We start from the raw sequence: 19,038 nt of genomic DNA on the forward strand, positions 1-19,038 counted from the left end.
CACTAACATCACCACGTAAAGAACCATCAGTTGCGGTTTAATACTAAAGATTATTCATAATTTTGTTAAGTCTCTGATTAACTCAGCCCTGCTGGGTCATTTTCCATAGCTTAGTCTAAACTCCAGTAGGTAGGCTATCTGTTTGTTACTTTTTTGCCAATCTATGGCAGTTGGTGTTAAACGACGCTGCAATATTAAATTTTGAATTTGCTCTTTGTCTTTCGCCGCCCAATCCCGCAGTTTTGGCCATCCCAACACCAACTCATCATGGGCAGGTTCTACATAGGGTTGATCATCAGCATCTTTGTCACTCACTAGTAAACGTGCATCAAGAAAAGAATTAATAACATTATCGACTTGTTGCTGAATTGTATCTGAATATTTTAATTCCGACTTAAGTACTCGTTTGCGAGCTAATTCACCACCACTACTAGTTACCATTCGCAGCATGACTTGGCGAATAATTTGCTCGTAGGATCTATCTTTATTAACTAACTCATCATATAATTGATCTGCTGTTTGAATCAGACTTCGTGTCACCCCACCCAGATTTTTATAGTCTTCTTCACTGATAGTGCGATCATTGCGCCTGCCTGAAGAATTTTTTGCTGTGGTGGTTGTGGAGGTTGAGTCAGTTGAGTAAGTGGTAAGCCTTGGCGCTTTTTGAGCAGATTATCTAAAGCCTTAAATGGAGAATTACCTAGACGTAACGGAAGTAAGATATTCCAAGGATGTGTTACATTCTCTGGCTTTTCGAGATATGGAACTAATCCCGCTTTTACAAGGCTAGATTTACCTGAACCAGAAGAGCCTAAAACCACTGTCAGTGGATGTGTTTCTACGATTTCAGCTAAATTTTTGATTAACTGGTTTCTGCCAAAGAATAATTCTTCGTTTTCTTTTTCAAATGATTTCAACCCTCTGTATGGGTTAGTGTTTTTATCAAGTGCGATCGCTTTCGGTAATTTATCTAGATCAAAACTCGCAAGCCAAAAGATATAGTCACCAATATCATGCCCTGCCAATGTAAATACCAGAGGTGTTTGTTTTGTTGGTGTTGGGTTGTTTACTAATTCACTTTGCAAATAACTATAGAGTTCATAAGTAGTAATTACCCCATCTTGAGTTAAATCTGCTTGTCCTTTTAGTCCATCAAGTAACAGTTGAGCAAAAGGAGAGTGACCATTAATTTCGATTTCGTCTCTTTTTCCAAACCTAGACTGATCTGTTGCCTTCTCATCATGGGCAGTTGAGGTAATCACTTGCTTGGCATTACCTTTCAGATAACGCTCATAGCGTTCCCGAACAATTTGGCGCTTTGGTCTTGCATGTCTGCTTTTTCCTGTCCAACGAAAGCTACCAGCAAAGCAGCAGTCGAAAATAATTAACAAATGACGAGAATGCAGACTGACTAAAGTATCGTGCAGCAACTGCATAGATAACAAATTTTTATTTTCATTTAAGTTTGCATCTTGGGGTACTAACAAACCTTCTGGACGCTCTACGCCGTCATCTGCATTCAGCCCAATACCATGTCCAGCAAAGTAGAACAAAAGGCGATCATCTTTATCCAACTGTATTTTTTTGCCATCTGATAAAGGTAAAATTTGCTGTTGCAAGGATGCAAGTAAATTCCTGAGTTCTATATACGTTGCTTGTTTCTCTGTCAATAGCAGGACTTGATATTTATGTTCATTCTCTAAAATCTTGGCAATTTGTTTTGCATTATTAACAGCAGTTTTGAGTTCTGGAATATTATTTTCATACTGATTAATACCAATAACTACAGCAAAGTTATTTTTTAAGTTAGACATAGTGGGGACTCCTAATTATATAAATTCAAAATGTTCTGACTCCAGAATTATCTAATCATCTGAGAATATTGTTGGTCATGAATGATTTGGAATTGCTATGATTTGTAACAAGTACTTTTACCCCTATTCAACGTTGAATAATCTTGGTTTTTACATCTCACCTACGGGGCATAACGATAATAACTTTAACTAGTTTTGTCATCCAATCATCATAATTCCCCTGATCTCTGCGAACCGCTTTCCGAGTACCAACTTGCTCCATCAAGCGATTCAGCGTGCCTGAGTATGACCCGACAGAACGAGTAACAGGCGGCAAATCTAAGCCATCTTGCTGTAGTAAACTGGCATCAAAATCAGCATTACTGACAATTAGCTTGAATATATCTGTGTACTCAGTTATTCCCTGAGCTAAATAATCATCTGGAATCACCATATCCACTTCAAAACTTTCAATTGTGGCATCTGGCCCAGAATCTTTTCTTACAAGACGGATGCTACTTTTTTCATCAAAAAAAGGAACATCTACAACGTAATTTTCTTCTAGGTTTAATACATTACAGTAAAGGTCTTTTTGACTATGATTTGTCAATCTTAGTTTTAAAGCTGGCGGTCTCCATTCTCCATTTTCATAAGTGTACTCTAGACGAATTTCTGTATCTGTACTTTTGTAGCTATTTCTATGAGATAAATAAGATTGATTCCCCGCGATCGCAATAATTTCTATCTCCACATCACCCGGCTTAATTTGACTTGTTGCTGGACTTTCGAGTTCAAGAATATTAGTCCAACGGGCGATATGTTCTAAACGTAGAATAACTTGCCTTGCCCTTTCGGATGTGTAACCATTTCGATCTGGTTTTTCAGGGATCGGAGCAGCACAAGGACGGCTATTTGTAGCTTGCATAATCCAGTATTGACCATTACGAGCTAACAAGTGATAATCTGCTTTTTTAGATTCCTCCACTTTCTGCACATATAGTGAAGGTCTTTGACCGAGGCTTATTTGCTTTAATGCTTGCAGCGCTAGTCTTACACCCTATTGAGCATCCGGTTCGCTCTGAATATATACTTTCAGAGGTTCAAGTGGTAGGCTGGTGATAATTGCCCAATAGCTGCGATCGCTTGATAAACTTTTACCAGCCTCAATCTGCACTTTGCTTTGGTGTGGCATGACTTGAGTAACTTTAGCCTCACAAAGCTTATTGGAGAGTTGGTATAATTGTTCTGGAGGACTCCCAGCCGGAAAAATCGCTAATAGAGTATCTCCTTGAGATGGCTGGGGAATGCTGTATAAGTCTCCCCCATCAATCATAATAGAACAGAACGATATCATTACTGTTTGCTTGACACAGATATTTTTGAAAGCCCTCAATGATTGCTTGGCGAGTCGCTTGTTGATTTTTCAGTATTAAAGATTTTGAATCCGAGCGATCGCATCTGTATTACCCAACGCGATCGCTAAATTGCGGTACATGCGATCGCCCAACGCCTGGCGATAATATTCATTCGTAAAATTATTTTGGCTAATATCAATTTCTTGAATTGCAAAGCCTTCTGCATATCCCCGTGCAGGACGACCAATAATCCGCCGCGCCTCTCTAATATAGGGATACTTTGAGAGTCCATGCTCGGTTGCCATTGGTGACTTCATTCCTGTCAAGTAACGATGATTGCGATAGGGTTGTTTGACTCCATTACCGAGCCGAGAATCTGTGGTTCCTTCTACTAACCAGTAGAAGAACCCCTGTGCGGCTTCTTCTGCTTTGCGTAGACTCTCAACCCGTAAGCCTCCCATCCACTGTCCCGACTCTAATTGTCCAGTTTGTCTGATCTGGTCACGATTGAGAATCAAGTTATCCGCAGATGTTCCCGGACGATAATCATTTCCCCATGTCCAATTTTGCATGGAAATATCACCTAGCATGGGTTTGATAAATTTGAAATTTCCAAACTTATCCTCTATTTTGGGCTGTCTTGAATCTCTCCAAATCCGACGATAGGCAAACACTAGGGGGAAGCTGGCAAGATTAGCCTTTTCATAGCTATAGTAATACCAAGTTGTGATAGATAGTATTATTTAGAAGAAGTAAAATCAGTGTGCAGCGATGGCTCGGACTCGGATTGAGATTATTCCTCACCTGGATTATGCAGATTTAACCCAACGCTACCGTCGTTGTCGAGATGTAAAAGAACGCACTCGATGGCTAGTAATTCGCCTATTGAGCCGACCTGGTAATCCCATGAAAGTTGAGCAAGTAGCAGAAATTACAGACTTAAGTGCTGACTGGGTGCGTAAAATTGCTCGTCGTTACAATGCTAATGGACCAGAGGGTATTGTAGACGGGCATGAAAAAAGCCCAGGAGGCAAACACAAAGCTTTAACAACAGAACAACTTCAAGAACTTTTTGAAAAATTAAAGTTACCTCCACTCAGATGGTGGATTGTGGAGTGGACCAAAAGTTGAAGAATTGATTAAACAACAGTTTGGCATCCGTATACATCGGGCAACGGCGTGGCACTATTCTCTTACGCTTAGGTTTTACTTTACAAGTGCCCAGACCGTTACACCAGCGTAGTGCCACCCCAGAACAAAAAGCATTTTTTAAAGCTCAACTGAAGTTTTTCGTCCAATTAATGCCTTGGTTATGTCCTCATAAGCATGTAGAAGTTTGGGCACAGGACGAGGCGCGTTTAGGACTCAAGCCAGTGGTGCGTCGAACCTGGGCGCTCATTGGTCAACGTCCAACTGCTCATCATTATCCGCGCTACAAGTGGTTATACACCTACGGTTTTGTCCATCCGAAAACTGGTAATAGCTGTTTGTTCATTTTGCCGAGAGTGAATACAACTGTGATGCAAATTGCGCTTGATGCCTTTGCCGCACAAGTCAATTCTACTGGCGACAAGTTAATTATTTTACTTGTTGACCAAGCTGGTTGGCATACATCTCGTCATCTGACTGTTCCAAAAGATATCATCATGTACTCTATTCCCCCATATACTCCTCAACTTAACCCCACCGAGTGTATCTGGCCATTACTTAGAGAACGATTAGCCAATCAAGTATTTGATACACTCGATTCTTTAGAGACTGTCTTGATTGAACGGTGTCAGTGGTTGATGAACAATCCAACCACTGTTAAAGGAGAAGTCGGATTTTCTTGGTTGTGTTCAATATAACGAAATGTAACAATACTATCTTTGGCAACTTCGTATTAGGCAGCGTATTCAGGATTTGGAAAATGCTAAAGAGCCTCGGACTGGACAAGATTGGGGGAATACTTACACTAAACAAGGGGCTAAAGCGCTAAACAAGAAAGTCCAGCAAGCTCTGGAGAAAACCATTGATCTGCGATCGCTGGCTATTGAACCACCCAAGGAAAATGCCCACGAATGTCTACGGTTGATGGGCATGGCATTGAAGAATCTCGCTAGTGTGATGAACAACACCCAAGCGTTGGAAGCTGCGGCGATAATTCTGGGGAGTGAACCTACACCAACTGCGATCACATATCGAGCCGAGCAACTAGAAATGCTTCCCCAGGCGGTGAGTAACATTAGGGCAGTGTTGGCTAAACCTGGGTGTAGCTGGCAGGAGTTTTGGGATGTTGCCCAAGAGTACGAGGTAATCAAACAGGACTATCGGACAGAATTGACTACCCAGGAAACTGATTTAATTATCGCACTGCAAACGGTATCTACTGAACCGAACACAATCGGGCTTGGTTCTATCGTTGCCCACGCCGACCCATACCGTACTTTGTATGTCGCCAGAGGAGAAGTGATTCAGGATTTGGGAGATGAGGTAATCGTTGCATGGGATCACTGGCAGAACGAATCGAAAAAGGCTGATAGGTATTTCCGAGAGGCTTGGGGGTCGCGTCGCCTCAGTCTATTCAAAGCGTGTCAGAGAAAGAGAAAGACTTGCCTGTGGCAATGGACTGCACGACGCTGGCGCTTGTAAATGGTACACAGGGTCAATCCACTTCGTTGTTGGCTGAAAACCAAGATTGTGGTGTTGAGCAAAAAGACTGTCATGAAGGCACTGATTCCGCCGCGCCCATCGCACAGAATTTAACTGCCTTGGAAGAACAACATAGCCTTTGCACTTCGTTGAAAGGAGAAAACCAGGACTGTGGTGTTGAGATGACAGTCCCTCATGAAGGTAGTTTTTCCGCCGCGTCCGTTGCCCAAAATGAATTTTCTTCAAGTTCAGCGATCGCTAATCAAACTCAGGGGCAGGTAGAACAGGGTTATTCTGCTACGTTGTTGGTTGAAAATTCAGTTTCGGGTGTAGAAATCAAAGCAGTTCATGAAGGTACTTGTTCCGCCGCGCCTGTGCCACAGCCTGAAAAATGGTCACATGAGGCGATTGTAGCGAGGTCAAATGTACGACCTCTACGTATGCAGAAACTTAAAGTTGCGGCGAATTCAGGGCAGAATCCGGGTTTTGACTTCTTGCTTTCGTGTTGGAATGATGACCCGGCACTTGTGATAATAATCAAGAAGTTGCTGGCGAAGTTTCCGCAGTGGGGGGTCGCTTGTGTTGATGGGGTGCTGGTTGAGTGGGAGGAATAACGCGATCGCCATTTCAATTACTGGCGTATTCCAGTACTCTCCCAAGCTCCCAACGCCAAGCTGTCTCTACCAGTATTTCTTTGCGGTTGCTGAATTAGATGAATTCTTGTCCAAAGGCAATACTTGAATTCTCATAGTTTAATTATGAATAGTTAAGGCTGCTTTTTCCTCTATTTCGGTTATGTGTTTTTTGAAGTTGTTAATAAAGTTTGCTTCTCCAGCCGAGTTTGTAAATCTACAATCAGATTCTCTCCATTTTGTCGCGCTTCCCATAAACTAAAATCGTGAGAACTAATGGGATAGAGTTCAAATTCTCCACTTTTCAGTCACGATTCCTCAAATAAGCGAGCGCCCTGATGCAAACGTTCCGCAATTTGATAAGTTTGTTCTTGAGATCGCATTGTCGGAGAATGAGCGGCTAAATATCGAGACGCAGCAACTAGTATGTGAATTCCAGCCGAAGTTTGACCAAGGAAAGAATACTGACGAAAAGCGGCTTCTATTTCTTGAATGACATGAAAATCACGGTTTTCTCGCAGCATCAATTTTCCTAGTCTTGCCATCAATCTTTCAGCACTACCACCACTGTATAAATAATTAGCAACTAATTGCCCTGTCTGATTTACTTGCTGCTGACGGTTTAATAAATCCGGTAGCTGCTGAAGTAATTGTTCAGAATTTTCCACGATGTCTTTGGGTTCTGGCAGGCGTGCTGGCGGGACATTCAAAAAACGATTTAAATACACACTCATCGCCCCATCAAACACACCTCTTAGTAGTTCGACTGTTGGTACTCTTCGTAAAGCTTGATGTACGGCATTCGCAAATGTAAATGGATGGTGAGCTGAATTCCAATCTCCAAAGTCATTATTAGTATGGAAACGAGCTACTCGTAATGCTGCTGTATAACTAACTACACCAGCTAATTGGTCTTCAGTACAACCTGCTTGGAGTGCATTCAACAGCGAGTCTGCGATCGCTTGTGGGTCTTCACCCAATAAAATGGGTACTAGTTCATCTGCTTGTGACCAACTTCCTTGTCGAGATTTTCCCACACTTAATACAGTCGGTAATTGCTCAAAAGCCGACTCTAATATTGCCACCAAATCTACAGGGTAGCGCCAGGAGTTGGATTCTTCCATCCGGGAGGCATTGGCTAAACCCGAAACTAGGCTAGCTAGAATTGATTCTGCTGCTTGCCAAGCTATAGCATCAAGTGCTTCTAATGCTTTATTGATAAAATCAAGCGTATGCCCAACATCAAGATAGCGACGATCCGTAGCAGCACAGAACAGCATATCTGCTATTTGCTTTGAATTAGCTCCTGAACGAATAGCAGACACTAAACATCTCTCTGCTGCTTCAGCATCCCGTACCTGAATAAATTGGCGAAACCAGTTTTTGAGAGTCGCAAAATTTACTTTAGAGTTGGGTAATGGCTGAACGACAAACTCTGGTGGGGCACCTGCACTATCATTAGCTACTGCCGACAGCCCGTGGAATAAAGCACGGGGTTTGTCTTCTACATCTAGATAAGGTAGTAGATTCATCATACAGGTATGGATAGTCAAACCCGTACTCCAACCTGCTTTGTTATAACGAGTGCCAAATTCTAGCCCGATGAGAAATGGTTTTCATATTGAGTATAGAAACGAGTATGAGAAGTCTGGAGTTCAGAAAGCATCTGATTGATTACAGTCGTCAAGCCTTCATTTGACTTCAATTGGACTATTTGAGGTTTATACTTTTCCCTAATTGCTTTCCAATTCACTCCATTAAATTGTGTATCGTAAAAGTTATCATTCACTGTTTGCCAAACTTGCTCAAAAATTTTAGTTTGCGGTTTTGCTAATATTGGCAACAAAGGTGAAATCAACCACAGCACAAGTAAAATGCAGATGCTTGAAACAACTGCCACAGTTAAACGTCTTAAGCAAGAGAATCGAAATATTTTCATCTTATTTTTACCGCTACGACTTGTATGATCAATCCTATGATCTCAAAGTTTGGGGTGGAACTGATTGGGTATAGCTTGATGGAATTAAAGTCCTTCATCATGGGCGGAATCGGCATTTGAGTTGGGGCAATAAAATCTGTCGCCTGCGTTAGTAATAAGCAAGAAAAAGTACAACTCAGGACTTACGCAACTGGCACAATGCGATCGCTAGCTGATAGTACATAAGTATTAATTAAATCTGATTTTAAAAGCTTTGTCTTCGTAATATTTAAATTCATCAGAACGGTGATAACTAGCTCCATCCCAAATCAAGGCAATACGGCTTTTGGGGTACTGAGAAATTAAATATTCTACGAAAGCGATCGCATTGCGAGAATCACCCTTTTTACAAGGCTTAATTAAAAACTCTTGTGTGTAATAATTTAGAGCGCCGAAATAGGTTTGTCGTTGTCGTTCATTGATAACTGGAACTTCAATCCGTTCCTTGGTGTTTCCCCAAATATAACCACAAATATCTCCCCACAATAGCTTGATTCATCTTCAAAGAAAACTACGAGTTCACCAGACACTATCTCTTGCTGGTGTGCCGTCAGCCACGCTGTTATTTCTAGTTTTTTTTTTGCAACTAAATCCGGGTCTTTACGGGGATTACTTTTTTGTGTCTTCTTCCAACTTATATTAGCCTGCTTCAATAAGTCATAGTAACTTTGATTCGACTCAAAAACCCAGCAGCAATAAAAGATCGAGATAGTCCAATCACCCCATCCCCTGTTAATCTCCCTCGTCCTGTGTCACAGGCACTGAGAACCACTAATTCGGCATTTAGGTTGAGGTCTAAGATTTCTTGGGCAGTAAGCAAACCCTTATCATTACCAGAGGGAGCAAGGGCGATCGCACTACCCAATCCCCGATCATTATCTACTAATCCGTGAGTCGCTAGATGAATAATTCTCGCTTGGGACATTCGCTTTACAATTACGGCTTTAGTACCATCGCTTCCTGTAATAGCCTGAGTCTGAAGAAGGGCTGCGATCGCTATTGCCTCCTGTTCTGCCCCCAACAAAGGTTTTAGGGGAGGTACAACACTAGGCATAGTTGGATTCCCTAGCACCAATACTTCTTGAAGTGCAGCTTGCTGAACTTTTGCTTGTTGTTGGCGTGTTAACTGCAATACCTGTATTGAAGGAGCGGTGAGAATGGTATGTTTTTCAATCAAATATTGGTCAGAGTCATCTTTCAGAGCAGGGAAAGGAATCAGAAACAGAGATCCTTGAGGCATAAAGATAACTTTGGCAGTATCTTCTGTGGGCAGTAGATCGGCAATTGGTTGAATTAGAACTTGATGAAGTTGTTGTAAGATTTGTGATAAGCGGCCTTGTTCAATATCGGAATAATCAGTGTCTTCCACATCCTCCCAATCTCGACCCCTTACACCGATAGCATTACGGGTAAGGAGAACAAGGTATTCAAGAGTATTATTTGTCTGTGACAATGGTTTTAAGTCAACACTGCGAAAGGCTACTTCCCCCGTGGGCTTAATTACCCAAATAAAAAGAAGTTCTGAACCAATAATCGAATACTCAACTAAAGTAGAATTTCGTTCTTGAGCAATCTGCTGAATTTGCTTTAGGGTGGGTGGATGAATAGTTAATTCATCGGTTCGGCTCGGAGATAACCGTGAAGCTAACAACTCTACGAAGGCACGGGCGCGTCCCCGTTCGGCTACTTCTAAGGCTTCAGTGATTTTCTGCTGGGCGATGAGGATAGCTTGCTGTAGCTGGTAGGTTCTGGCTTGTTGCTCAAATATTGATACTTTAAATTGATTATTAGCTCCTAGCCATTCCCGTATGTCCTCCCAAAGTTTAATTGCCTGACTTAGACATTGTTCTGCTTCTGAGATTCTGCTTAAATAGTAATAAGTAAGTCCTATGTCAGTCAGAGTATTCGCTATTCCAGATATATTCCCGACTTCTTTCATAATTGGCAAACTTTGATTGAAGTAATTTAATGCTTCATCATAGTTACCACGTGCGCGAGAAATGCTTCCCTGAAAACCAATAGAATTCCCTGCCCCAATCTGATCCTGAAGTCGCCGCTTGTTTTCCAAACTTCGTTCATTGTAACTCCACGCCTCATCTAAATTTCCTTGGTAATAGTAGATCTCAGCCAAGGCTTGTAGAGTATTTGCTTGTCCCTGTTCATCAATATTCTTAGCAATTTTCAAACTTTCTTGATATCTATTGATTGCATTATTTAAGTTTCCATTTATCCTATCAATGTTTCCCACACCTGCTAGACTGCGTACCTGTAACCATTGGGCTTGCTGACCATCCATCTCCCTGGCTTTGGTCAAACATTGCTCGTAATTTTTTCCAGCCTCTGGGTATTCACCTAAAGCTTGGTAATTACTTCCCAAACAAAACAAAGCACTAGCCTCTTGTTCCTTTCCAATCAAAACCCATTGCTCTCCAGTTTGTTTCTTTTCAGTCAAGAGCAATTGCTCTCCAGCCAAGACCAACTGCTGTGCAATGTTTAAACGCTCATTGTTTGTCTCTATCGCCTCAGCATATTTGCTTATGTAACCGTAAGAATCTTGCAAATGGTAAAGAGCATCCATTAGTCGTCCGAGGTCTTGTGTTTCTTGGAAAATAGATTTAGCTTGCTCATAGCACTCTATCGCCTTGGGAAAATCTCTCTGAACTCCTGGATACCAGTAATAGGCTTTTCCTATAACGGTTAGAGCAATTGCCTCCCCATGACGATAGCCTATGTTCCTAGCGATGCGTAAACTTTGTTCACAAGTCTTTATCGCTTGAGCTAAACCCCAGTCGTAAGGGGGGTTGTGAGATTGTCCCAAAGTGTTTAAAATATCTACTTGTAGACGCTGACCATCCTTAGTATTTATATTCTGAGCAATATCCCAAGCTCTGTTTAAGTTTTTTCTTGCTGGGTCTAATTTGTTCTCTTGTAGAAAATTAATTCCTTGTTGGAATAATTGTTTTGCTTGTTCTTCGGGTTGTCCATTCATGATCGTTAAGTTCCAAAATTATTGATATGCTGAAAAAGCCAAAAGTAAGAGGAATTTCCCACTTTGGCCTTTTAATTGGTTACTCATTTTGAGTGAGATATTCACTTAAATACGTTAAAGCTTTTGAATTTTCGACAAAATAAGTCAAGTGGTCACAAGCTACTTCTTGGATATTGGGAGTAATGTTTCTTCCTTCTGGAATATTCTTAATGCTGTCCACTTTCACAGCAATATCATTTGATTGACCCAAGAAAGGAAATTCAACAATTTGAGTGCGTAACTTTTGTATCAGTCGGTTTAATCGACTCGCTTTTCCCCCTTCTTCCTCCATTGCTGCCCGCTTAATAGAGGTATTACCAGCAATCACTGAATAAGGAATACGTGGATCGGGACTTGCAGCTAAGTCTCTGAGAAACGAAGAATTAGGCTTCATTTGGTCTAGTGCTACATCCACTACTTCTATCCCACTAACTAGACTCCCTAGCACTTTCACTGGCCAAGCAACCGTAGAGAAGCTATTGAGTCCAATTCCCAAAGCCACTGTCGCTAAATCTTGAACCGTTGACCAAGGAGAACCTGCATTGGGAGTCCCTAACATAACTAAATGTTGGACAACCTGATTACCTCCTTCTCGCTCGATAAACCAACGGGAAACTAACCCTCCCATAGAATGAGCGACAATATGTAGAACTTTACGGTGATTGACTGTCAAACCTACATCTTTAAGTTTATTTTTGAGAATGCGAGCAATTTCTGGAATGTCATAGAACAAAGTTGTTCAGCTTGGTAATAGCTATAGTTAACAATGCGGGAGCAATGTTTTTCAAGATAGGCAATGAAGTTCTTAGCTTGTTTGCCCCGACAATGTTCAAATAAAGCTTTAGCTTTTTCTACTTGACCATGCCATAAAAAAGTTTCAGCAGCTTTGAGTCGCTTTAAAGAACCACCAACTTTATAAAGATTTTCCTTGAGATGATACCAATCTAATATTTCCCAACGCTGAAAATTCTCGAGTTGACCAAACTCTTTGACCAGATTCCACACACCATCATGACCTTTAGCTTTCTTTCCAGCGCAAATTCACTTGCCCACACTTGGGAGCGTTCTTGTTCGTAAAACTCTTGCCACGCATCTTCCGCATCTTCAGAACGTAGTACTTGATCGACAAATTCTTCTACAATTCCAAAGGCGGCGTCTCCGGGTTCAGATGAAAATTCTTCTAGTTCTTCAATGCATTGAGACTTCACTTGTTCGTACAAAATGCTCAGTTTTTCCTGTACTTCTTCAGCTGAGGGAGTTAGGCTGAGATTGAATGTTTTTCTATCAGGTGTAATTGGGTCGAGATGTTGGCGGATGCGATGTTGAAACAAATTACGATATGAAAGTTGAAATTCTGATATAATTTCAAACCCTTCTTTGAGTTTTTTGAATGAATCAAATAAATCAGGCTTTTCTGCCATGTATTTGAGAAACTCTGCTCCCCGATTTTCTGTTAAACCTCCTAGCTGACCAGCGTCTACTAGCACTTCTGTTACCTGAGATTTCACCCCATTGATTAATTCCTCAAGACCACCATCTATCTTTAAAAATTGTCGTGAAAGGTGGGTGCGGCACTTATTTAAGAAAAAGTTATAAGCATTTTCATAAGAACCCTGCTTAACATTTCTCTCCTTTTCTATTACTTCAATAGTTGGAATTACCTCTTGCTTGCTTTGTTGGCAGTATTGCTTGACCTGCTGTATTTTATCTCCGAAGGCTTTTGCTATTTTTTGTTTCTCACCGCTATCCCTCAGTTCCGTTAGTAGTTCCTCCAACCCGTCATTTAAAGCTTGCCAAATAGGACGAAATAGCCTGCGAAATTCTGTTGGGGTGATGGCATCTGCTACTGCCGCTGGACTACCTAATGTACTACGAGCTTTGGCTAGTTCGCTATTAACATTTATGTGAATTCGTGCCAGTTCTTGCTCACAAAATGCTGAATATTCATTGTCTAAACGTTCGATGTTCTCAACCAAATAATCGAGAACGCGATCAAGTATTTTGGTATTTGCCTCTTCTGGATTGGCACAGTTAGCGATAATGACAGGTTCAACTACTTTAATAGGTGTCTGATTGAGTCTGTTCAACAAGAATTCGCATTGTTGCAAGTTGTCACCTTTGTTTGAACTAACCTCTGTTCGATTGAGAATCATAAAAGACCATTTGCTAATTGGCAGGCGATCAAACAAAGCCTGCTTAGCTGTGCTATATAATTCGATATCGTATTTCAGCCAGTCGTCCCCAGCTACCTTGGGTAAGCGGACAAACATCACAGCATCCACTTCTTCACCCAAAATCCGGATCAATTGTTCTTCTGCACCTATTCCTGTATCGCCCAACCCAGGCATATCCACTAATGCAATATTTGCAATATCAGTGTTGGGATATTCACAAAACAGGTGTACTTTTTGGATTGCTAAGTAGTTGAAATAATTGCGATCGCCTTTGAGATCATCCTGAGCAACGAATTGCCTAATGTCCTTTTGTTCAATCTGTCGGGGTGATGGTGCAGTTAGTAAATCTTTATACTCATCAAGATTGTTGTGATACTTTTGCAGATATCGATACATTGCATCGCTAATTGGATCTTTAGCAAGATTGTCCGGTAGTTCAGGAAGAGGTAGAGCGAACTCTTCGACTGTATCCGGCGCTTTTCCTAAGCTGAGTTTTTCAAAATAAGGTTTGATGATTTGTTTTAGGAATGATTCCTCTGTATGAAACCAAACCATGCCGTAAGTAGCAACTTTCGGCTGATGATATATAATGCTACGAGCGCCAGTGCAGTGTCCTTTGTCACCATCAGGAATTTCATTTTTAGAGAGTCCGGTTAAGCTCTGAAGCAGGCGACTCTTTCCTTGCCTTGCCATCCCAACTACCCCCAGGTTAAGTGTTGGACGGTCAAAACGAAGTCTCAGTTTTTCCAGTGCTTGCTGCTCATCATGAATACTTTTTAAAATATTTGAAAAATCAAGCTCTTGCAATGGTTCTAGCTTAGTCAGTGGTCGAACTTGGCGTTCGCTTGTAGGTAAAATTTGGGAACCAATAGTTCCCACTTCATCCGATATCTCATTTTGGGAACCATTGGTTCCCATTATTATGTTGTCAACTACATTTGAAGCAGCTATTAAATAATTCACATGGCGGTGAGTATACCCGAATCGAGAGCGGCAATATTCCTCAAACGTCTTGTGGGTCGAGCGGTACAATCTGCGATCGCGCAATTCCGCCAGCGCCTTTCCCGCCTCAAAAAACGCTCTTTCCACACGGCGCTCTAAATGCAGGCGATCGCGCTGTTCCGTTTCAGACAACACTGTAATGCGCTGTCATCGCTTCATCTGCACACACTACAAAGACGGTTCATTACCAGTGCAAGAACAACAAGCAACACCCTGCACTACTGAGAACCTAATCATGGTGCAGATTTCCGTTGAATGTGAAAAATTCGGTTTCGACATCCTCGATGATGGCATTTACACTGGCGATCGCAAACTGGGCGAAGTCGGGCAGACTGACGCTAGCTGGTGGTTCACACGCGCCACAGACGAAACGCAACAGCGCATATCCTGTGATTCAGCGTTGGATGCTGTGTGGTGGCTGTCGATGGTGAAAACTTCACCCAGCATTGAGCCAACATTTGAAGAATTGCTAGACCGACCGTTTGAGATGCTGACTGCCCAAGATTGGGAACTGTTACGGGAGTATGAGCCAATTGCAGAAAGTCGGGAGTTGGTAACGGCGTAATTATTCTCACACATCAGGGCGATCACTCGACATTCACAAGCAAAGCGATCGCTCATCAACTACTCGCTTATTCAACTTTTTCCCCATTAAATCAATGCAACCCACAATATCAATCCCCCAACACTGGGGCTACCCTCGCTTTGCCTTAGAACAGCGTACACAACAAGGCATCATCGCCGGACTCCCCTGCCCTCCCTTTAGCCTCGCCGGAAAGCGCCTTGCATCCCAAGACGAGCGTAACCTGTTCGGGGAATTCTTTAGAATCCTTCGCTGTGTTCGACCGCACTGGGCGATTGTGGAAAACGTTCCCGGACTCATTACTGCTGAGGGAAGTGGATTTTTCCGCACTGTACTCTGGGAGTTTGCCCAGATGGGGTTCGATGTGCAGTGGGGAGTGCTTTCGGCAAACCAAGTGGGGGCTGTCCACAAGCGAGAACGAGTTTGGATTATTGCTACCGACTCCCAAAGCTCAAGATGGCGAACATCCCGGTATAAGTACCCACAAGCCGGGACAAACATTGCATTTGTCGGCTGCGGTAATCATTGCAACTTCCAGAGATCATCACAAAATGACAACTCAGTTGAATACGGAGCCAGAGCGATCGCTCAATGTACATCTAGTGGAGGCGATGATGGGTTTCCCGCAATGCTGGACGGATGTTTGCTTACCCACACAGGACTTACAAACTGGCTGTGTGCTGCCACAATCCCCAGCTTTAATCGGCTCACTCGTACTGAAATTGCAATTAGAGAGCGCGAACCTGGAACCATCTAAACTGGCTCAAATGCTTATGCAACAAAGCTTTGATGCCGCGAACCTAACTGACTGGAGAACCAGTGGTATCCCAGACACTGCGATCGCACACCGGAGGCGGGAGATAACGCCTTCCCCTTGTTCGCCTTTATAGCAATTCGATTCATTTTCAGTAATTAAATCCGAATAATCAGCTAGCTGCTAACCATTGGCACGAATGGGTAGTTAATTCCGCCGTTGACCCCAAACTCACTGCCCTGAATGTCTGTTCTCTAATTGGTTCGGAAGTATACGAGTACCTTTTATACGCTCTGCCTCAAACTGCCAGACGTAACGATGGGCGACTGCGCGATGGCTACTTGAAAAGATATGCCCACGTAGAGGAGGGTGCATGGTGGGTTAGTGGACTCGACCCGCTTAACGACTGGCTACCGATGGACTGGGGACGGATGAAACCAGATTACCCTCGTTTGGAATGGGATAAAACTACAAACGAACAAACCCAAAAACCAGTCAAGTACGAGTCACCCCCCAAAACTCCCAATCGTGTCACCTACCTGAGAGTCCCCCTTCACATTTGGCGGTTGATAGCCCTGCGTTATGACGTGCCGATGCCAGAACATATTACTGTTACTGAAGAAGGTGAAGCACTCTTGTTCTGGGCTTGGGTCATGGCACACCCTGAAATCCCAGTATGCCTTATGGAGGGCGAGAAGAAAGCCGCTTGTCTTCTGACTTTAGGGTATGTAGCGATCGCACTTCCTGGAATCTGGAACGGTCGAGTCGGCAAGGAAGACTTGGAATACCTGCACCCCGATTTAGTCCCAATGGCGCAAAAAGGGCGGAAATTCGTTATTCTATTCGACTACGAAAGCAAGCCCAAAATCAAACAGCAGGTTTTTGCTGCTACTCGCCGCACCTGTCAAGTAATTCTCCAACTTGCTTGCCAATGTGAAGTAGCTGTTTTGCCTGGGCCAGAGAAAGGAATTGATGATTGGGTTGTAGCTCTGGGGAAAAAAGCTGATAAAGCCGTCAGTACGATGATTGCTGATGCCTTAAGAATCAGCGAGTTCAGCCAAAGATTTTTCATTAATCGCGCCAGGGGGCTTTGCAAATACAAGCCCCATGTGATAGTTAATACTCGTTATCTCTCCACTGTCATCCGCTCCCTGCCTCAATCGGGGTTAGTTTGCTTGGCTTCTGACATGGGGACTGGCAAGACCGAAATTTTGGCGATGATGAGAATTGATAACCCCCAACTCAGCTTTTTGAACAACGGGCATCGGGTTACTCTTTTGAAGAATTTGAGCGATCGCTTACAAACTGCCATGTACTCTGCAATTTCTTGCGGTGACTGGGCTAAAGCCAAAGCACTGAGTATCACTGTAGACTCATTGTATAAGATGGCGAACGATTTACAGGCAAAAGATATTCTTTTTATTGATGAGGCTTGTCAGTATCTTTCGCAACTGGGTTTGTCCACTGAGTCGCGGCGACCACTTGAAGATGGCAAGCGGGTTCGGTATTATCGGCTCAATCCTGATGATGTCGAGTTTGTCCAAAATGTATTGGAATATCGGCAACGGCAACGGGAGCATAGGAAAGGAAGCGCCAAGAGTCGCAAGCTCAGAATGCGGCACATAAGGCTCGGATGCAAGCTCAGTATGGAATTAACGCGCCGTCCACACCCCCCAATAATGAAGATGGAAGTAATAATTGGGGGGGTATGGACACAGATGAAGCAGACAGTATTTCTTGGTGGGAACGGGTTAAATATTATGCTCAGTTGGCGATTGAGCGTTTCCAATCCGGTGTGGAATCGGTTAAAGAATTGCTCAGTACACTAACGAGTGATGAGCGTTGTGGGGTGATGCTAAAGTTTGATGAGCTTAGTCCAGACAAGTTTGCTCAACTGGTGGCAGATGCGCCCGATTGGGTCGAGTGGATAGGCTGAGAAAGTGGGGCTTACTATTAACCACTTTACTTGTTAGGTTAAAAATACTACTTGGTTTCACACAGTTCACGCTGACTATTGTTGGCGAGACAATTGCTTCACAAAATTCTGATGCTCAACGGTTGTTAATCCTTGCTGCACTATCTCAATTACTTTCGCTAAATTTCCGGCTAACAAGGCTTCTTTATCTAACCATAATCCTGGGAAAACTTCACTTTTGATGATTCCTTCCGAATTGGAGTCTAGCAGAATATACTTACCTTTTGTTAATCGAAACCAATCCAGTTCTCTGTCTTGAAACCGCCAAACGATATATTCTTGTACTTGATTACGGCGATAAACCTTGAGTTTATCATGTATATCAATTGAAACAGTACTGGCAGCCACTTCCGCAATTAATTCTGGCGCACCTTCCACGTAACCATCTTCACTAATATTGGATTGTCCCCCGACTTCAATTCTCAGCAGTGCATCTGGTTGAGGTTCATTATCTGCATCAAGGCGTACAGTACAATTATCTCCTAATTGAACTCCAGGCGTTAAGGCTTTATAAAGCATCAACCAACCAATAATTGCGGCATGGGGTTCACCATGTTGGGTAATTCGTAGTGGGGATGCCATGTAAACAATTCCTTCGATTAATTCTACTTTTTTTCGGTCTGGCATCGCATGATAACGGCGTTCAAACTCGCTTTGAGTCAGTCTGTCACCGTTTTCCAGAGCAGGAATTGTGTTTTTTGGCGCGATGTCTTCGACATAGCTAAAGTACGCACTTGAAGTCATAGCTGGAATATTAAGAGGAGGAACTGTAGGGAAAATATTTTGCTTCTATCCAGATTTTAAAACATTACTATGCTGATATCGCAATCCCAAATCATTTGTCACAAACAAGATCCCCGACTTACCGACGTAAGACAATCGCATTTAATCTACGGGAAAAACTCAGTCAGTGCAATCGCCTTTCCCAGATACGGCAATCATCGACCACCCCAAAGCTTCCAAGTCTTGGGTATTGGCATAGAGCTGGCGAAGCTGTCACCAAGTGCAAACTAAACGGTTTAGTTTAAAAACAGAGCATAACTATAGACGTTTCTCTTTGAGTCAGGCGATCGCTATCGCTTCTTGTGCAATCATGTTAAGAGCGTAACCGCCCGTCGTTGGCGATACCCAAA

At 42.7% G+C, this 19,038-nt stretch carries 15 protein-coding genes and 5 pseudogenes; 6 read left to right on the forward strand and 14 right to left on the reverse strand.

The genetic code is table 11. From position 1 onward, the window contains the following. Positions 1-96: 96 nt before the first annotated feature. The 5 genes and pseudogenes from LC653_RS38705 to LC653_RS38725 all read right to left on the reverse strand — a co-directional run. Positions 97-540, reverse strand: coding sequence for an nSTAND1 domain-containing NTPase (locus tag LC653_RS38705; RefSeq protein ID WP_229500643.1), 444 nt, complete (start codon positions 538-540; stop codon positions 97-99). Continuing rightward, a complete protein-coding gene (locus LC653_RS38710; protein WP_229500644.1) occupies positions 537-1,814 on the reverse strand; it encodes a caspase family protein in 1,278 nt (425 codons plus the stop codon). The genes LC653_RS38705 and LC653_RS38710 overlap by 4 nt, the downstream gene beginning before the upstream one ends. Positions 1,815-1,971: 157 nt before the next feature. Beyond that, positions 1,972-2,778, reverse strand: a complete 807-nt coding sequence (locus LC653_RS38715) for a hypothetical protein (protein WP_229500645.1) — start codon at positions 2,776-2,778, stop codon at positions 1,972-1,974. 72 nt (positions 2,779-2,850) lie between these two features. After that, on the reverse strand, positions 2,851-3,126 hold the full coding sequence (locus LC653_RS38720; protein ID WP_229500646.1) for a hypothetical protein: 276 nt from the start codon (positions 3,124-3,126) through the stop codon (positions 2,851-2,853). 114 nt (positions 3,127-3,240) lie between these two features. Further along, positions 3,241-3,864, reverse strand: a pseudogene (locus tag LC653_RS38725) (FAD-dependent oxidoreductase); the annotation flags it as partial. A gap of 55 nt (positions 3,865-3,919) precedes the next feature. Between LC653_RS38725 and LC653_RS38730 the strand changes: the two are divergent. From LC653_RS38730 to LC653_RS38740, 3 genes and pseudogenes are all read left to right on the forward strand, one after another. Further along, positions 3,920-4,995: pseudogene (locus LC653_RS38730) on the forward strand (IS630 family transposase). 55 nt (positions 4,996-5,050) lie between these two features. Continuing rightward, positions 5,051-5,779 carry a hypothetical protein gene (locus LC653_RS38735; protein WP_308189215.1) on the forward strand — a complete coding sequence of 243 codons (729 nt, stop codon included), beginning with the start codon at positions 5,051-5,053 and terminating at the stop codon, positions 5,777-5,779. Next, entirely contained in the window at positions 5,752-6,393 is a 642-nt protein-coding gene (locus LC653_RS38740; RefSeq protein ID WP_229500652.1) for a hypothetical protein, read from the forward strand. Before LC653_RS38735 ends, LC653_RS38740 begins: the two co-directional genes overlap by 28 nt. 326 nt (positions 6,394-6,719) lie before the next feature. On the opposite strand, the pseudogene LC653_RS38745 reads toward LC653_RS38740, so the two are convergent. The 7 genes and pseudogenes from LC653_RS38745 to LC653_RS47075 all read right to left on the reverse strand — a co-directional run. Beyond that, positions 6,720-8,027: pseudogene (locus LC653_RS38745) on the reverse strand (Rieske (2Fe-2S) protein); the annotation flags it as partial. Continuing rightward, positions 8,006-8,350: a S41 family peptidase gene (locus tag LC653_RS38750; protein WP_372478282.1), complete on the reverse strand. Its 345-nt coding sequence runs from the start codon at positions 8,348-8,350 to the stop codon at positions 8,006-8,008. The pseudogene LC653_RS38745 and the gene LC653_RS38750, both read right to left, overlap by 22 nt. A 255-nt stretch (positions 8,351-8,605) precedes the next feature. Further along, a pseudogene (locus tag LC653_RS38755) lies at positions 8,606-9,075 on the reverse strand (transposase); the annotation flags it as partial. After that, the gene (locus tag LC653_RS38760; protein ID WP_308189216.1) at positions 9,039-11,378 is read right to left on the reverse strand and encodes a CHAT domain-containing protein; all 2,340 of its coding nucleotides are present in this window, start codon (positions 11,376-11,378) and stop codon (positions 9,039-9,041) included. The pseudogene LC653_RS38755 and the gene LC653_RS38760, both read right to left, overlap by 37 nt. Before the next feature lie 79 nt (positions 11,379-11,457). Next, a complete protein-coding gene (locus LC653_RS38765; protein ID WP_308189217.1) occupies positions 11,458-12,150 on the reverse strand; it encodes an esterase/lipase family protein in 693 nt (230 codons plus the stop codon). Further along, positions 12,141-12,437: pseudogene (locus LC653_RS38770) on the reverse strand (ISKra4 family transposase); the annotation flags it as partial. The gene LC653_RS38765 and the pseudogene LC653_RS38770, both read right to left, overlap by 10 nt. Then, positions 12,362-14,728 carry a hypothetical protein gene (locus LC653_RS47075; protein ID WP_308189218.1) on the reverse strand — a complete coding sequence of 789 codons (2,367 nt, stop codon included), beginning with the start codon at positions 14,726-14,728 and terminating at the stop codon, positions 12,362-12,364. The gene LC653_RS47075 and the pseudogene LC653_RS38770, both read right to left, overlap by 76 nt. A gap of 4 nt (positions 14,729-14,732) precedes the next feature. On the opposite strand from LC653_RS47075, the gene LC653_RS38780 reads away from it, so the two are divergent. Both LC653_RS38780 and LC653_RS38785 read left to right on the forward strand, forming a co-directional pair. Next, positions 14,733-15,158 carry a hypothetical protein gene (locus tag LC653_RS38780; protein ID WP_229500648.1) on the forward strand — a complete coding sequence of 142 codons (426 nt, stop codon included), beginning with the start codon at positions 14,733-14,735 and terminating at the stop codon, positions 15,156-15,158. Between the two features lie 94 nt (positions 15,159-15,252). Continuing rightward, on the forward strand, positions 15,253-15,933 hold the full coding sequence (locus LC653_RS38785; protein WP_229500649.1) for a DNA cytosine methyltransferase: 681 nt from the start codon (positions 15,253-15,255) through the stop codon (positions 15,931-15,933). Positions 15,934-15,947: 14 nt separating this feature from the next. Here the strand turns inward: LC653_RS38785 and LC653_RS46555 are convergent, their stop codons facing one another. Further along, positions 15,948-16,079: a hypothetical protein gene (locus LC653_RS46555; protein ID WP_267923382.1), complete on the reverse strand. Its 132-nt coding sequence runs from the start codon at positions 16,077-16,079 to the stop codon at positions 15,948-15,950. Between the two features lie 192 nt (positions 16,080-16,271). Between LC653_RS46555 and LC653_RS38790 the strand changes: the two genes are divergently transcribed. Beyond that, a complete protein-coding gene (locus LC653_RS38790) occupies positions 16,272-17,759 on the forward strand; it encodes a DUF3854 domain-containing protein (protein WP_229500650.1) in 1,488 nt (495 codons plus the stop codon). 182 nt (positions 17,760-17,941) lie between these two features. On the opposite strand, the gene LC653_RS38795 is transcribed toward LC653_RS38790, so the two are convergent. Next, positions 17,942-18,649, reverse strand: coding sequence for a Uma2 family endonuclease (locus tag LC653_RS38795; RefSeq protein WP_229500651.1), 708 nt, complete (start codon positions 18,647-18,649; stop codon positions 17,942-17,944). Between the last annotated feature and the right edge of the window lie 389 nt (positions 18,650-19,038).

Source organism: Nostoc mirabile CHAB5784 (assembly GCF_020829645.1).
GTDB lineage: Bacteria > Cyanobacteriota > Cyanobacteriia > Cyanobacteriales > Nostocaceae > Nostoc > Nostoc mirabile.

Excerpts from the sequence above, each read along its gene's own strand:
- LC653_RS38710 (WP_229500644.1), bottom strand. The coding sequence starts at position 1,814 with ATGTCTAACTTAAAAAATAACTTTGCTGTAGTTATTGGTATTAATCAG.
- LC653_RS38720 (WP_229500646.1), bottom strand. The coding sequence starts at position 3,126 with ATGATTGATGGGGGAGACTTATACAGCATTCCCCAGCCATCTCAAGGA.
- LC653_RS38740 (WP_229500652.1), top strand. The coding sequence starts at position 5,752 with ATGGACTGCACGACGCTGGCGCTTGTAAATGGTACACAGGGTCAATCC.
- LC653_RS38750 (WP_372478282.1), bottom strand. The coding sequence starts at position 8,350 with ATGAAAATATTTCGATTCTCTTGCTTAAGACGTTTAACTGTGGCAGTT.
- LC653_RS38760 (WP_308189216.1), bottom strand. The coding sequence starts at position 11,378 with ATGAATGGACAACCCGAAGAACAAGCAAAACAATTATTCCAACAAGGA.
- LC653_RS38780 (WP_229500648.1), top strand. The coding sequence starts at position 14,733 with ATGCGCTGTCATCGCTTCATCTGCACACACTACAAAGACGGTTCATTA.
- LC653_RS38785 (WP_229500649.1), top strand. The coding sequence starts at position 15,253 with ATGCAACCCACAATATCAATCCCCCAACACTGGGGCTACCCTCGCTTT.
- LC653_RS46555 (WP_267923382.1), bottom strand. The coding sequence starts at position 16,079 with ATGAATCGAATTGCTATAAAGGCGAACAAGGGGAAGGCGTTATCTCCC.
- LC653_RS38795 (WP_229500651.1), bottom strand. The coding sequence starts at position 18,649 with ATGACTTCAAGTGCGTACTTTAGCTATGTCGAAGACATCGCGCCAAAA.